The 14180-nt window shown below is 70.0% G+C and carries 11 protein-coding genes and 1 pseudogene; 3 read left to right on the top strand and 9 right to left on the bottom strand.

The features are described from left to right. The first annotated feature begins 43 nt into the window (after window positions 1–43). The gene (locus ORI94_RS23800; RefSeq protein ID WP_266079069.1) at window positions 44–2095 is read left to right on the top strand and encodes a HelD family protein; all 2052 of its coding nucleotides are present in this window, start codon (window positions 44–46) and stop codon (window positions 2093–2095) included. 269 nt (window positions 2096–2364) lie between these two features. Here ORI94_RS23800 and ORI94_RS23795 read toward each other — a convergent pair. The 4 genes and pseudogenes from ORI94_RS23795 to ORI94_RS23780 all read right to left on the bottom strand — a co-directional run bounded on the left by ORI94_RS23795 (window position 2365) and on the right by ORI94_RS23780 (window position 7274). Then, window positions 2365–2771: pseudogene (locus tag ORI94_RS23795) on the bottom strand (ATP-binding protein). Window positions 2772–2846: 75 nt separating this feature from the next. Then, window positions 2847–4694, bottom strand: coding sequence for a glutamine--fructose-6-phosphate transaminase (isomerizing) (glmS, locus tag ORI94_RS23790; protein ID WP_266079067.1), 1848 nt, complete (start codon window positions 4692–4694; stop codon window positions 2847–2849). A 106-nt stretch (window positions 4695–4800) separates the two neighbouring features. After that, window positions 4801–5586 carry a hypothetical protein gene (locus ORI94_RS23785; protein ID WP_266079065.1) on the bottom strand — a complete coding sequence of 262 codons (786 nt, stop codon included), beginning with the start codon at window positions 5584–5586 and terminating at the stop codon, window positions 4801–4803. A 191-nt stretch (window positions 5587–5777) separates the two neighbouring features. Next, complete coding sequence (locus ORI94_RS23780) at window positions 5778–7274, bottom strand: polysaccharide pyruvyl transferase family protein (protein ID WP_416237876.1); 1497 nt, start codon at window positions 7272–7274, stop codon at window positions 5778–5780. A gap of 192 nt (window positions 7275–7466) precedes the next feature. Between ORI94_RS23780 and coaA the strand changes: the two genes are divergently transcribed. Next, window positions 7467–8456, top strand: coding sequence for a type I pantothenate kinase (coaA, locus tag ORI94_RS23775; RefSeq protein ID WP_266079061.1), 990 nt, complete (start codon window positions 7467–7469; stop codon window positions 8454–8456). Between the two features lie 77 nt (window positions 8457–8533). Here coaA and glmM read toward each other — a convergent pair whose 3' ends face one another. The 3 genes from glmM to rplM form a co-directional block, all read right to left on the bottom strand. Then, window positions 8534–9892 (bottom strand): phosphoglucosamine mutase, encoded by a 1359-nt coding sequence (glmM, locus tag ORI94_RS23770; RefSeq protein WP_042165141.1) that lies wholly within the window; start codon window positions 9890–9892, stop codon window positions 8534–8536. Window positions 9893–10165: 273 nt separating this feature from the next. Then, a complete protein-coding gene (gene rpsI, locus ORI94_RS23765; protein ID WP_042165139.1) occupies window positions 10166–10684 on the bottom strand; it encodes a 30S ribosomal protein S9 in 519 nt (172 codons plus the stop codon). 42 nt (window positions 10685–10726) lie between these two features. Beyond that, window positions 10727–11170, bottom strand: coding sequence for a 50S ribosomal protein L13 (rplM, locus tag ORI94_RS23760; RefSeq protein ID WP_266079057.1), 444 nt, complete (start codon window positions 11168–11170; stop codon window positions 10727–10729). A 427-nt stretch (window positions 11171–11597) separates the two neighbouring features. On the opposite strand from rplM, the gene ORI94_RS23755 reads away from it, so the two are divergent. Then, complete coding sequence (locus ORI94_RS23755; RefSeq protein WP_266079055.1) at window positions 11598–12488, top strand: hypothetical protein; 891 nt, start codon at window positions 11598–11600, stop codon at window positions 12486–12488. A gap of 94 nt (window positions 12489–12582) precedes the next feature. Here ORI94_RS23755 and ORI94_RS23750 read toward each other — a convergent pair whose 3' ends face one another. Both ORI94_RS23750 and ORI94_RS23745 read right to left on the bottom strand, forming a co-directional pair. Beyond that, window positions 12583–13668, bottom strand: a complete 1086-nt coding sequence (locus ORI94_RS23750; protein ID WP_266079053.1) for a C40 family peptidase — start codon at window positions 13666–13668, stop codon at window positions 12583–12585. Window positions 13669–13689: 21 nt separating this feature from the next. After that, window positions 13690–14172, bottom strand: coding sequence for a poly-gamma-glutamate biosynthesis protein PgsC/CapC (locus ORI94_RS23745; protein ID WP_055592185.1), 483 nt, complete (start codon window positions 14170–14172; stop codon window positions 13690–13692). Window positions 14173–14180 lie beyond the last annotated feature (8 nt).

Raw genomic sequence — 14180 nt, 5'->3', positions numbered from 1 at the left:
CAACCAAGTTAAAAACGTTACCCGGTTGCATTACTGTGTGGGGGTGCCACTCTCCGACTCCGTACCCAAGGACGCCCTCAGCGGGGAACGCGACTACCACGACTCGTGCCGCGCAGCACTGAGCGTCATGATCGACGACGCTCAGAAGCAGGTGACCGTCGGCGAGCACGCCTCCGCGTCGGGCGCCGACGCCGAAGTGCTCGGCTACCAGCTGCGCAGCCAGGCCAAGGAACTCCGGGAACTGCCCGAGGGTCCGTTGTTCTTCGGGCGCCTCGACTTCGCCCGGGACGCCCCGGCCGCGGGCGACCACGCCGGGCAGGAGTACCACATCGGGCGCATGCGGATCTCGCATGACCCGTCCGCCCCACCGATGGTGGTCGACTGGCGCGCACCGGTCGCGCGCGCCTTCTACCAGGCAAGCCCCCGCAATCCGCAGGGCGTGGCGGTCCGGCGCCGTTTCGGCTGGTCGCCCGTCGGCCGCGGTGACTCGGCCGACCTGACCAGCCTGGAGGACGAGCACCTCAGCGAGGGTGAGGCGAGGGAAAGCAGCATCGTCACCAGCGAGATCGAACGCCCTCGTATCGGCCCCATGCGCGACATCGCCGCCACGATTCAGCCCGAGCAGGACGACCTCGTACGCGAGAGCCTCACCTCTTCCCTCTGCGTTCAGGGCGCCCCCGGCACGGGCAAGACCGCGGTCGGACTGCACCGCGCCGCCTACCTCCTCTACACCCATCCGCAGCGCATGCAGCGCGGCGGAATGCTGATTCTCGGCCCCAACCGCGCCTTCCTCTCCTACATCTCCGAAGTCCTGCCCGCACTCGGAGAGACGGGCGTACGGCAGTCCACCCTCGAGGACGAGATCGCTCGCCACCCGGCCACGGCCCAGGACAACGACGCCGCGGCGATCATCAAGCACGACATCCGCATGGCCGACGTCATGTACCGCGCGCTCTACGCGCAGGTGTGTGCCGACAGAGTGCGACCACTCGTCGTACCCGACGGCTCCTACCGCTGGCGGGTACCTGAAGACGAACTCCAGCAGATCGTCCGGGACGTGCTCGCCGAAGAACCCGCCTACGCCGTGGGGCGCGAACGTGTTCGGACTCGAGTCGTCCGCGCCATGCAGCAACAAGCCGAGCACCGCGCCGGCCCCCGCCCCCGTACCTGGCTCGAGAAGATCTCCCGGGCACGCCCGCTCACCACCCTGCTCAACGCCATCTGGCCCACCGCGCGTCCCGAGCACGTCCTCGGGGACCTGCTGGCCCATCCGGACTTCCTGGCAGCCGCGGCCGAGGGGGTGCTGGACCCGGACGAGCAGAAGGCCCTCCTCTGGCCCAAGCCCCCGCGCTCCCACAAGTCGGCCCGCTGGTCGGCAGCCGACCTGGTACTGCTCGACGAACTCGCAGGGTTGATCACGCGCCCCGCCGGCTACGGGCATGTCGTGATCGACGAAGCACAGGACCTGTCCCCCATGCAGTGCCGCGCCGTCGCCCGCCGCTCGCTTTTCGGTTCCCTCACCATCCTCGGGGACCTCGCCCAGGGCACCACTCCCTGGGCCGCACGCGACTGGCGGCACTTCCTCAACCACCTCGGGAAACCGGACGCCGTCATCGCCCCACTCACCACGGGTTTCCGCGTCCCCGGCCCGGTCGCCGACATTGCCAACAGCCTCCTGGAGCACCTCGACGTGCACGTACCTCCAGCCCGGTCCCTGCGCCGCGACGGCGAGGCGAACATCGAGGCGACCCACGACACGGCCACAGCGGTGGTCACGGCCGTGAACGCCGCGCTGGAGCAAGCGGGTTCCATCGGCGTCATCACAGCCGACGCCGAGACGCACAGGCTTCACGACGCCCTGCGCGCAGCCGGAATCCAGGCATCCGGCCCCGCCGCCCTCGGAGCGCGCGTCACCGTGGTGCCGGCATCGGCGGCCAAGGGACTGGAGTACGACCACGTGGTGGTGGTCGAGCCGGCAGCCATCGCCGAGGCCGAGCCCCGCGGCATGAACCGCCTTTACGTGGCGCTCACCCGAGCCGTCTCACGTCTCCACATCATCCACTCCAAACCCCTGCCGGCCGCACTCAGACCGTGAGCAGGCGGCAAGGAAGAGCACGGACCCGCCCTCTGCTCACCGGTTTTCGCATGGTTTCTCACGCGCCGCGGCCCTTCGGGTGGCCGGGAGAGGTGCTGGTCCCCGGTCGACGCCTGACTGCCGGAGGCCACCATGGACACGACCTGTCGTGGAACTCGTACGTCAGGTCGGTGGGCAGCCGGGACGGTACGTTGCACGGCACAACGCGGCCAACGCCCGCAGGCGAGCCGTTGAGGCGGTCGGGCTGATTCCCAGGATGCCGAGGACGGTCAGGACGCGGTTGCCGACAGCTCGCACCACACGTACTTGCCCCGGTTTCCCTCTCTGGACAGCGGCTGCCGGCCCCACGCCTGCGAGCACGCCCGGAGGAGCGCCGGCCCACGCCCTCCCCGGTTCCTCGTCCGTGAACCGAGGGAGGGCTGCGGTGGCTCGGGCGGCCCGGAGCCGGTGTCCCACGTCCCGATCCGCGGCACCCCGCGGTCCGCCGCACCCGCAGCGCGGCAGGCCCCTTCGTAGGTCGCACGGCATTGGCGACCAGTTCCGTCGCAAGCAGTCCGGCAACGTCCACGAACCGGATCAGCCCGTGCATCGTGAGGAGGATCCGCGCGGAGGCCCTGCCCGGAAAGCGTGAGCGGTCGGCAGGCGAATGACACGTGACCGCTCGAACGGGCAGCACATGGACAGTGGCGCCCGGCGTGCTCACGGGTCCCCCGTCCCAGCCTCCGCCGGACTTCCTGAGCGGGCTGCGGGCTCACTCCACCGTGACCGACTTCGCCAGATTGCGGGGCTGGTCCACCTCGTTGCCGCGGGCCGTCGCCAGCTCGCAGGCGAATACCTGCAACGGCACCGTCGTCACCAGAGGCTGCAGCAGTGTGGGGGTGGCCGGGACGTGGATGAGGTGGTCGGCGTACGGGGCGACCTCGTCGTCGCCCTCCTCGGCGATGACGATGGTGCGGGCGCCGCGGGCGCGGATCTCCTGGATGTTGGAGACGATCTTGTCGTGGAGGGCGGAGCGGCCGCGTGGTGAGGGGACGACCACGACGACCGGCAGGTCGTCCTCGATCAGGGCGATCGGGCCGTGTTTCAGCTCGCCCGCGGCGAAGCCCTCCGCGTGCATGTAGGCGAGTTCCTTGAGCTTGAGCGCGCCCTCCAGGGCGACCGGATGGCCGACGTGCCGGCCCAGGAACAGCACGGTGTCCTTGTGGGCGAGGGTGCGGGCGAGCTCCCGGACGGGCTCCATGGTCTCCAGGACGCGTTCCACCGACCGGGCGATGGAGGACAGGTCCCTCACGACCTCGCGGATCTCGTCGCCGTCCTTCGCACCGCGGACCTGGGCGAGGTACAGGGCGACCAGGTAGCAGGCGACCAGCTGGGTCAGGAAGGCCTTGGTCGAGGCGACGGCGACCTCGGGGCCGGCGTGGGTGTAGAGGACGGCGTCGGACTCGCGAGGGATGGTCGAGCCGTTGGTGTTGCAGATGGCCAGGACGCGGGCGCCCTGTTCACGCGCGTGCCGCAGGGCCATCAGGGTGTCCATGGTCTCGCCGGACTGGGAGACGGCGATGACGAGGGTCTGCTGGTCGAGGATCGGATCGCGGTAGCGGAACTCGCTCGCCAGCTCCACCTCGCAGGGGATCCTCGTCCAGTGCTCGATGGCGTACCGGGCGATCATCCCGGCGTGGAAGGCGGTGCCGCAGGCGACGATGACGACCTTGTCGGCCTCCCGCAGCGCCTCCGGCGGGATGCGTACCTCGTCGAGGGACAGGGCGCCGGAGCCGTCGGTGCGGCCGAGCAGGGTGTCGGCGACCGCCCGGGGCTGCTCGGCGATCTCCTTGAGCATGAAGGAGGCGTAGCCGCCCTTCTCGGCGGCCGACGCGTCCCAGTCGACGTGGTACGTACGGACGTCCGCGGGTGTGCCGTCGAAGCCGGTGACCGTGACCGCGTCGCGGCGCAGTTCGACCACCTGGTCCTGGCCCAGTTCGATCGCGGAGCGGGTGTGGTCGATGAACGCGGCGACGTCCGAGGCGAGGAACGACTCGCCCTCGCCGACACCCACCACGAGCGGCGAGTTGCGGCGCGCGCCGACGACCACGTCCGGCGCGTCCGCGTGGACGGCGACCAGGGTGAAGGCGCCGAGCAGGCGCTTGCAGACGAGGCGCATCGCCTCGGCGAGGTCCGCGCAGGAGGAGAACTCCTCGGCGAGCAGGTGGGCGACGACCTCGGTGTCCGTCTCGGAGGTCAGGTCGTGGCCGCGCCCGGCCAGTTCGGCCCGCAGTTCGGCGAAGTTCTCGATGATGCCGTTGTGGACGACGGCGACCCGGCCCGCGTTGTCGAGATGCGGGTGGGCGTTGGCGTCGGTGGGGCCGCCGTGCGTGGCCCAACGGGTGTGACCGATGCCGGTCGCCCCGGTGGGGAGCGGCCGGGCCGCCAGCTCCTTCTCCAGGTTGAGGAGTTTCCCGGCCCGTTTCGCCGTGGCGAGCCCGCCGTCCACGAGGACGGCCACGCCCGCCGAGTCGTAGCCCCGGTACTCCAGTCGTTTCAGTCCGGCCGTCACGACGTCCAGCGCCGACTGTGGCCCCACGTATCCCACGATTCCACACATGCCCGGCAGCCTACGATCCGTCAGGCACCGGAAAGGGCCGCCGCGTGCCCGGAATCGGAAATTCCCACCGGTGCGCGACGCACCGGTGGGAACGGAAGGAGGTGCGTCAGCCGAGCTTGGCGAGCTGGGCGTCGGAGACCTGCGTCGGGAAGTCGAAGTCCGTGCCGGTGGCTGCGGAGGCGAAGTTGGCGGCGGTGAAGGAGGCGACGGTGGCACCCTTGCGAACGACGACGAACTTCACGGGCATCTTGATGTCCTCGTCCGCAGCCAGGGTCATCGTGATCGCGAGGGCTTCGTCGGCTTCGTCGGGCGCCTGGGTCTTCTCAACCTTCAGGGCCTTCATCTTCTCGCCTCCGGCGGCGTAGGTGAAGCCCCCGGCACACTCGCCGACAGCGGTGTTCACGTCCTTGATCACCTGCTCGGCGCCGCCGTCCTCGTGGGAGGTGAGCGTGAGCAGCATCTTCTCCACGTCCATGCCGGCGAGCAGGGTCTCCTCGATGCCGAGCTCCTTGGTCGGCCTCTTCGGCTCACCCGTCCAGGACCGCTTCACCGTGGCGGTCGGCGAGCCGACGGGCACACCCACCTGCATCTGGGCGAGAGGTTCGCAGGTCTTGTCCTCGGCCTCGACCTTGTCGGCGGCGAGGTCCTCCGCGGGCGGCAGCTTCGTCAGCACCTTGCCGTCCTTCACGTCCGCCTGCACCAGCGCGACCTTCTCCAGCTCGGCCGCGGTCAGCGCCTTGGCCGCGGGCGCGGCGGAGGCGGAGGAGTCGGCCTTGCCCTCGTCGCCCTTGCCGCTGCCGCTGCCGTCGGAGCCGCCGCAGGCGGTGACGAGCAGGGCGAGCGCGGTGGCGGAGGCGGCGAGAGCGGTACGGCGGACGGCGGTGGTTCTCACGGGGGGACTCTTTCTTCGAAGGCGCGGCGGGACCCGCAACGCGTTGCGCGCAATATAGACACAGCTCCCTCATGAAATGATCTTCAGAAGATCACCTGTGGGGCAACCGTGACTGCTGCGTGATCTTGCCTCGCGCACCCGCCGCCCGGCCCAGCCCGGCCCGGCAGGCCCGTTCCGCCCGTTCCGCCCGGTCAGCCCTTCTCGCCTGGCTTGGAGAGGCGACGCACCCGGCGGCGGACGGCGGGGCCGATCCGGACCATGGCGCGCTTCTCGATGCCGCCGATACGCCGCTCCAGGGCGGCGAGCCGCTTGTGGGTGGCCGCCAGTTCCTTGCGGGCCTCGGCAAGCTTCAGGCTCGTCTCCTTCGTCCGCTTCTCGGCGGCGGCCAGCCGGGTGCGCAGTTCCTTGTTCTCCTGGACGCGCTTGTCGATCCGGGTGTTGGCGACGGCGATCCGCTCCCGCAGCCGGCTGACCCGGTAGCGCATGTGGCCGTCGTCCGAGCCGTCCCAGACCGGCATCGACGCGGGCAGGTCCAGGGCGGCGAGCCGGGCGTCGAACGCGGCGCCACCGTCGCCGTGGGAGTAGGTGTTCCGCAGGTCGTTGCGGTCGAGGAAGGAGACGATCCGCTCGAACCGTTCACCGTGGTTCTTGATCATCGGCGAGTAGTCGGCGGCTTCGTACAGGTCGCGCGGGTCGGTGTCCGCGGCGAGCGTGGCCAGCGGGACGTGCGGGATGTCGAAGTAACGGCACAGTTCGAGGGTCCGCGAGTCGTGAGTGAGGACGACGCTCGGCGTACCGGCCAGCAGGGCGGCGATGTTGCCGTGGATCCGGGTGCCGTAGGCGAAGTCGCGGCCGCGCAGCTCGTCGATCCAGGTCGCCGGGTCCAGCGGCATGCGCACCTTGTTCTCACGCAGCAGTTCGTGGCTGAGCTGGAGCGGGAACGGTTTCTCGATCCCGGTCTCCGGCGTGAGGTCACCCCAGAACAGCAGTTCCGCGTCGACGAGGTTCTGCGCGTAGTAGAGCAGGTCGGGGTAGCGCTCCCAGGCGTGACGGGCCAGTCCGGAGATGTCTCCCACGGGTATGGCGTTCGGGGAGAGGTTGAGGGCGAGACGTGAGGAGCCGGTCAGCTCGACGGGACGGATGTCGGGGAAGGTGTCCCCGTGGAGGAACATCGACGGGCAGCCGATGATGTCGATGCGGTCGGCGGGGAACCCCAGGCCGGTGAGGTAACGGGCGGTCAGCTCGCCGCGGACGCCGATCGACGCGGACCGGTCGAGGACGGCGGAAATGAAACGTCGCACCGACGCGTTGAGCGGCCTGAGCTGCTCGGTGTCGTAGTCGTCCCCGGTCTGGGCACCCACGCCGAAGACGACCACGGGGATGGTGAGCTGCTCCACCAGGGTCGACAGCCGGTCCAGGGACGCCTGGAAGGTGGGGCGGAAGGCGTTCGCGAGGGGCACGACGAAGGCGTCGTACTGCTCGTTGATCTCGGCCGCGCGCCGGGCGGACGGGTCGGTGCGGATGCCGTTCGAGACGACCTCGGTGTCCGGCGCGGAGAGCATCTTGTGGGCGGAGTCGCTGAAGAGCAGGTTGCCCGTGTTGGTCCCGATCAAGTCCTGGTGCATGAACTCCGTCGGCGTGGCCACGCGGAACGGGCTCTTCCCTGAACGGATCAGAATACGCTTCACTCGACACTCCCGGTCGCGGTTTGATGCGCTCGACTGCGGTCCGAGCTGCTACGAAATGCTAAACGTCATGCAAAGAAAAGTCGGACACGGGGTGTTCACATTCCGACAACTTCCCCCAACAGCCCTCTGCTCCCGCCCATCACGTGACACAGCCCACGAACCATCCCGTTCGAACTCCGTTAACAATGGACTGTGATCTCTCCGGTCTCCTCGACTTCCCGGAGCGCCCACCGGCAGCGGCCGGAGGCGACTCCCTACCTCGACCTCACCCGTGCGGAGTGGAGCGCGCTGCGCCACAAGACGCCGCTGCCGCTGTCCGCCGACGAGGTGGAGCGGCTGCGCGGGCTCGGTGACGTCATCGACCTCGACGAGGTGCGGGACATCTACCTGCCGCTGTCCCGGCTGCTCAACCTCTACGTCGGCGCCACCGACGGGCTCCGCGGCGCGCTGAACACCTTCCTCGGGGAGCAGGGCTCGCAGTCCGGCACACCCTTCGTGATAGGGGTCGCCGGTTCCGTCGCCGTCGGGAAGTCCACGGTCGCCCGGCTGCTCCAGGCCCTGCTGTCGCGCTGGCCCGAGCACCCGCGCGTCGAGCTCGTCACCACGGACGGCTTCCTGCTGCCCACCGCGGAGCTCCAGGCGCGCGGCCTGATGTCGAGGAAGGGGTTCCCCGAGTCGTACGACCGCCGCGCGCTCACCCGTTTCGTCGCCGACATCAAGGCCGGCAAGGACGAGGTGACGGCCCCGGTCTACTCCCACCTCATCTACGACATCGTCCCGGGCGAACGACTCACCGTGCGCCGCCCGGACATCCTGATCGTCGAGGGGCTCAACGTCCTGCAGCCCGCGCTCCCGGGCAAGGACGGGCGCACCCGGGTCGGGCTCGCCGACTACTTCGACTTCAGCGTGTACGTGGACGCCCGCGCCGAGGACATCGAGCGCTGGTATCTCAACCGCTTCCGCAAGCTGCGCGCGACCGCCTTCCAGGACCCCTCCTCGTACTTCCGCAGGTACACCCAGGTCTCGGAGGAGGAGGCCCTCGACTACGCCGGCACGACGTGGCGGACGATCAACCGGCCCAACCTGGTGGAGAACATCGCCCCCACCCGCGGCCGGGCCACCCTCGTCCTGCGCAAGGGCCCGGACCACACGGTCCAGCGCCTCAGCCTGCGCAAACTCTGACCTCGGGCGCGGAGCACCGGTCGCGATCCGGGTGCGGGGCGATCAGCCGCCCCGCACCCCGCCCACGCCCGCCCCGGTCAGCCCAGTGCCGACTTCACCACGTCCGCCAGGCGTTCCGCGACCGAGCGGGCCTGGTCGATGTCGGCGGCCTCCACCATCACGCGGACCAGCGGCTCGGTGCCCGAGGGGCGCAGCAGCACGCGGCCGGTCCCGCCCAGCTCGCGCTCGGCCTCCGTCACTGCCGCCGCGAGTTCCCCGGAGGTCTTCACCCGGCTCCTGTCCACGTCGGGCACGTTGATGAGCACCTGCGGCAGCCGCTCCATCACCGACGCCAGCTCGCGCAGCGAACGCCCCGTCTCGGCGACGCGCGCGGCCAGCAGCAGCCCGGTGAGCGTGCCGTCGCCGGTCGTGGCGTGGTCGAGGACGATGACGTGGCCGGACTGCTCGCCGCCGAGGGCGTAGCCCTGCTGCTTCATCTGCTCCAGGACGTACCGGTCGCCGACCGCGGTCTGCACGAAGTGGATGCCCTCGCGCTCCATGGCGAGCTTGAACCCGAGGTTGGACATCACGGTCGCGACGACGGTGTCGGAGCGCAGTGCGGAACGCTCCCGCATCGCCAGCGCGAGCACGGCGAGGATCTGGTCCCCGTCCACCTCTTCACCGGTGTGGTCGACCGCCAGACAGCGGTCGGCGTCGCCGTCGTGCGCGATACCGAGGGCGGCCCCGTGCTCGACGACCGCGGCCTTCAGCTGCTCCAGGTGGGTCGAGCCGCAGCCGTCGTTGATGTTGAGCCCGTCCGGCTGGGCGCCGATGGTGACGATCTCGGCCCCGGCCCTCGTGAACGCCTCCGGCGAGACCCGGGAGGCGGCGCCGTGCGCCTCGTCGAGGACGACCCGCAGGCCGTCCAGCCGGTTCGGCAGCACGCCGACGAGGTGGGCGACGTACGTGTCGAGCCCCTCCTCGTGGTCCCGCACGCGGCCCACGCCCGCGCCGGTCGGGCGGTCCCAGGGGGCGCCGGTGCGGTGCTCCTCGTACACGGACTCGATCCGGTCCTCCAGCTCGTCGGCGAGCTTGTGGCCGCCGCGCGCGAAGAACTTGATGCCGTTGTCGGGCATGGCGTTGTGGCTCGCGGACAGCATCACGCCGAGATCGGCGCCGAGCGCCCCGGTCAGATGCGCCACGGCGGGCGTCGGCAGCACGCCGACCCGCAGCACGTCCACGCCGGCGCTGGCCAGCCCGGCGACCACCGCGGCCTCCAGGAACTCCCCGGACGCCCGCGGGTCACGCCCGACCACGGCGGTCGGCCGATGCCCCTCGAACGTGCCCGCCTCGGCCAGTACGTGCGCGGCGGCCACGGAGAGGCCCAGCGCCATCTCGGCCGTCAGGTCCACGTTGGCGACACCGCGCACGCCGTCCGTGCCGAAGAGTCGTCCCACTTGTCCTCCTGAGAAGCGTCAGTATCGATGCGGGGCACCGGGCACCGTGCATGACTCCCCGGGCCGCGGCCCATGGGTGCGTGTGCGGTGTTCGAAGGTCGCGATGCATGGGCGGCTCCCGCATCCCGAGGCAAGCGCTCCCCGGCCATCCGATCAGATTAGCCGTCGAGCACCTTGTGCCGTTATACGCCCGCAACAGTGAGAAAACGAACGCCCCGACGGCACTGTGGCGTGCCGCCGGGGCGTTCGGAGTACGTGCAGGGGCAGCTGCAATCAGCGCTTGCTGTACTGCGGGGCCTTGCGGGCCTTCTTCAGACCGGCCTTCTTGCGCTCGACCGCGCGGTCGTCGCGGCGGAGGAAGCCGGCCTTCTTGAGCGCGCCGCGGTTGTTGTCGACGTCCGCCTCGTTCAGCGCGCGGGCGACACCGAGACGGAGCGCACCGGCCTGACCCGAGACACCGCCACCCGCGATGCGGGCGATGACGTCGTAGCGGCCCTCGAGCTCGAGCACCTTGAAGGGCTCGTTGACTTCCTGCTGGTGCACCTTGTTCGGGAAGTAGTCCTCGAGGGTGCGACCGTTGATCTTCCACTTGCCGGTGCCCGGGACGATCCGGACACGGGCGATGGCGTTCTTGCGACGGCCCAGGCCGGCGGCCGGCTGCGGGTCACCGAAGCGGGACGCCATGGACTCCGAGGTGTACTCGCCCTCGACGGGCACCTCGGACTCGGTGGTGTAGCTGTCGATGTCGATGTCGGTCTCTTCGAGCGGCTGCTCGGCAGTGGTCTCGGCCACGATGCTCCTCAGATTCTCTTCAGTCTTAGGGGGTGGCCGGAATTACTGCGCGACCTGGGTGATCTCGAACGGCACCGGCTGCTGCGCAGCGTGCGGGTGCTGGTCGCCCGAGTAGACCTTCAGCTTCGACAGCATCTGACGGCCCAGGGTGTTCTTGGGGAGCATGCCCTTGACGGCCTTCTCGATGGCCTTCTCGGGGTTCTTCGCCAGCAGCTCGTCGTAGCGGACGGAGCGCAGACCGCCCGGGTAGCCCGAGTGGCGGTACGCCATCTTCTGGGTCCGCTTGTTGCCGGAGAGGTGCACCTTGTCGGCGTTGACGATGATGACGAAGTCACCGGTGTCGACGTGGGGGGCGTAGATCGGCTTGTGCTTGCCGCGCAGGATGGAGGCCGCAGTGGAGGCCAGACGACCCAGGACGATGTCCTGAGCGTCGATGACGTGCCACTGGCGCGTCACATCGCCGGGCTTGGGGCTGTACGTACGCACGGTTCGTAGCCTTCGCTTCTTCAGTGAGTGGTCCTGACATGGCCACCGAAGACGATCACGACAGCCCTGACCGCACTGCGGTGACGCAAACCGCGTGCTGGTCGCTGGTCATCGGCCCGGCGGACCGGTGTAAGGGCCCCTCACGTGAGAATGAGCAAGCCAATACACATAACGAACATGCAGAATACCCACGCTCGACCGGACGGGTCAAAACGAGTCCGTCGGATGTGGGCTACACCAACTCTACAGGGGTCCGCCACCACCCGGCCCCCTCCCGTTCGCCGAGACCTCCCGCGCGTCACCCGCACCAACCACCCCGAGTTGTCCCCTTTGCCCGCCGGTGCGGTGGTGACGGCGGCAACGGCGGGGGCACCGGGCGGCGTTGGGGCGGACCGGCGCACCCCGCTCCCCGTCTAAGATGCGCCCCATGAGTTACGGGCAGGGGGGACCTCCTTCGCAGTGGGATCCCTGGAAACCACAGTCTCAGCAGCCCTGGACCAGCGGGGGCGCGAGCGGCAGCGGCCAGGGACCGGACTGGGCCGCGCTCGCCGACGCGTCCGAGACACGCCACAAGCGACGGCGGCTGCTGTTCATCGGCGGCGGCGCGATCGCGACCGTCGCGATAGGCACGGCCGTGGCGGTGGCCGTCGTCTCGGCGAACGGTGGCGACCAGGCCTCCGGCCCCTCGTCCTCCCAGCTGCCGGCGACCGCCGGCCTGCCCAGCGCCACCGGCACGGTCCCGTCGTTCGCCCCGACGAGCGCGCCGCCGCCGCTGGACCCGAAGGACTTCGTCTCCAGCGTGCAGAAGGACCGGGCGCCGCTGGCTCCCGACGTCCTCTTCCCGGGCACGCAGCTCACCATGGGCGACACCGTGTACAAGAAGGGCCCGACGGCCGACACCCGCGACTGCGCCTCGGCCGCGAAGGCCACGCTGCCCAAGGTCCTCACCGACAACGGGTGCAGCCGCCTGCTCCGGGTCACCTACACCAAGGACGACATCGCGGTGACGGTGGGCGTGGCCGTCTTCGACACCGAGGCCCAGGCGGTCAAGACCAAGCAGCAGGCCGACACCAGGAGCATCGTCAAGTCCCTCGCGGGCGGCGGCGTCAAGGGCTTCTGCGACGGCGCGGTCTGCCGCTCGACCACCAACTCCTACGGCCGTTACGCCTACTTCACGCTGTCCGGCTTCACCGACGCCAAGAACGTGACCGAGCAGGACAAGGCCGTCTTCTCCACCGGCAACGATCTCGCCGAGTTCACCTTCCGCCAGATCCGCCGCCGCGGCGAGGCCCAGGCCTCGGCCGCCGCGAACGGGTGACGACGGCCGGGCGAGCTCCTTCGGTCACCGCGGCCACCGGGGGCCCGGCCCGGGGGCCCGGCCCGGTTCTTCCGTGCCTCGTTCCCCCGGTGCCTCACAGCCGCTTCGCGCTGCGCAGCGTCTTCGCGTAGTAGCCGTTGCCGTCCAGCCGGGACACGCCGCCGACGTCGCCGATGGTCGGGCCGTTGATCTCCTCACGGCTGGAGACGAAGATCAGGTGGCCCTCGGTGTCGTAGCCGAGCACCATGCCCACGTGGTCCAGCCGGTCCTTGGTCCGCGCGTCGAGCTTGAAGAAGACGAGGTCGCCGGGCTGCAGCTGGTCGATGTTGGCGGGCCGGTCCTCCGCGGCCACTCCGGTGAGCGGGAGCACGTCGGCGCCCACCTTGGAGCGGGCCATGCCGTTGGCGGTGCGCGGCAGCCCGTCGCCGGAGGAGTCGTCCGAGGACATCAGCGGGTAGCGGGCGCGGTAGCCGAGCACCATGCGGATGAAGCCGGAGCAGTCCAGGGCCCTGGCCCGCATGGTCTCCGGCGCCCCGACGGCACCGTCCCTGAACGGGTACGGGACACCGAGGAAGTCGTAGAAGTCGGACTGCTCCAGGCGCAGGTCGCCGCCTTCCGCGCCGCTGGTGTTCAGTGGGCCGAAGTCGGCGTCACCGGCGTAGAGCGTGCCCTGCTCGTCCTTCTTGTCCGGGGCGCCGGCCACGTACTGGAAGGCGAACGCGAAGAGGTCGTCCTCCTCGCTGCCCTTGTTCTCCGCGTACCAGTCCTTGAACCACTGCTCCTCCTCCGCGCCCTCCTCCCACGCCTCGGGCATGAGCCGGACCCAGTCCCGGGTCGACACCTTGGACTTGGTGGCTGCCGGCTCCTGGAAGGTGCGGGCCTTCCCGGTCAGCGTCGCGGTGCGCGACCCGTCGGTGAGGACCGCCGCGATCTGCCCGTCGCCGCCGCGCAGCACCGAGCGCGCCGGGTTCTCCAGCCGGGACCACGTCGCCTTGCTGTCGTCCGCTCCGCCCCCGGACCCGCCGGTGCCGTCCAGGACACCGACGTTGCGGACCTCGGTGACGCCGGGCGCCTCCTGCTTGCGCAGCTCCACGGTGAGGTAGCCGGAGGCCGCGACGAGGGTGAGCACCACCAGTCCGGGGACGATGTGGCGCGTCTTCCTCTTCCCTTTCCCTGCCATCGGAATGCTCCTCGGTTGTTGTCAGACGGTGGGCATGACGCCGAGCAGCAGGCCGGCGGCGATGACGATGTAGGCCATGAGCGACACGGTGCCTGTGGCCAGCAGGGTGGGTCCCTTGGGCTGCCGCACCATCTGGTAGGCGATCAGGCCGGGCACGATGAACCCGAGGGTCTGGTTGCCGTACAGCAGCGGGAACTCGAGTGAGAGCACGATCATCACGGTGCCCTGGAGCAGCACGCCCAGCAGCACGACCGCGGCGAAGAGCCGCTTGCCGTACAGGATCACCAGCCGCTGCATCACCTTGGTGCCCGCGTAGGTCAGGGCCGTCACCCCCACCACCATCGCCGCGCGCTGCAGGTCCTCGATGAGGGTGAGCGCCAGCCAGCCCGGGGTGATCATGCCGCCGGGCGACAGGTTGGTGGTGAGGTAGCACAGCAGTGAGAAGAACAGACCTATCGCGATGCCCAGAGCGGCCATCTCGGGGGTCAGTGCGGCGGTGATCAACGGGGTCT

Origin of the sequence: Streptomyces sp. NEAU-W12 (genome assembly GCF_026242095.1) — a bacterium.
Lineage (GTDB): Bacteria > Actinomycetota > Actinomycetes > Streptomycetales > Streptomycetaceae > Streptomyces.
The sequence above is the reverse complement of the archived record's forward strand: the minus strand, read 5'-3'. Positions and strand labels throughout refer to the sequence as shown.

What these genes read in the sequence shown, in the direction of transcription:
- glmS (WP_266079067.1), bottom strand. Translation starts at nt 4,694, where the DNA reads ATGTGTGGAATCGTGGGATACGTGGGGCCACAGTCGGCGCTGGACGTC.
- ORI94_RS23755 (WP_266079055.1), top strand. Translation starts at nt 11,598, where the DNA reads ATGAGTTACGGGCAGGGGGGACCTCCTTCGCAGTGGGATCCCTGGAAA.
- ORI94_RS23750 (WP_266079053.1), bottom strand. Translation starts at nt 13,668, where the DNA reads ATGGCAGGGAAAGGGAAGAGGAAGACGCGCCACATCGTCCCCGGACTG.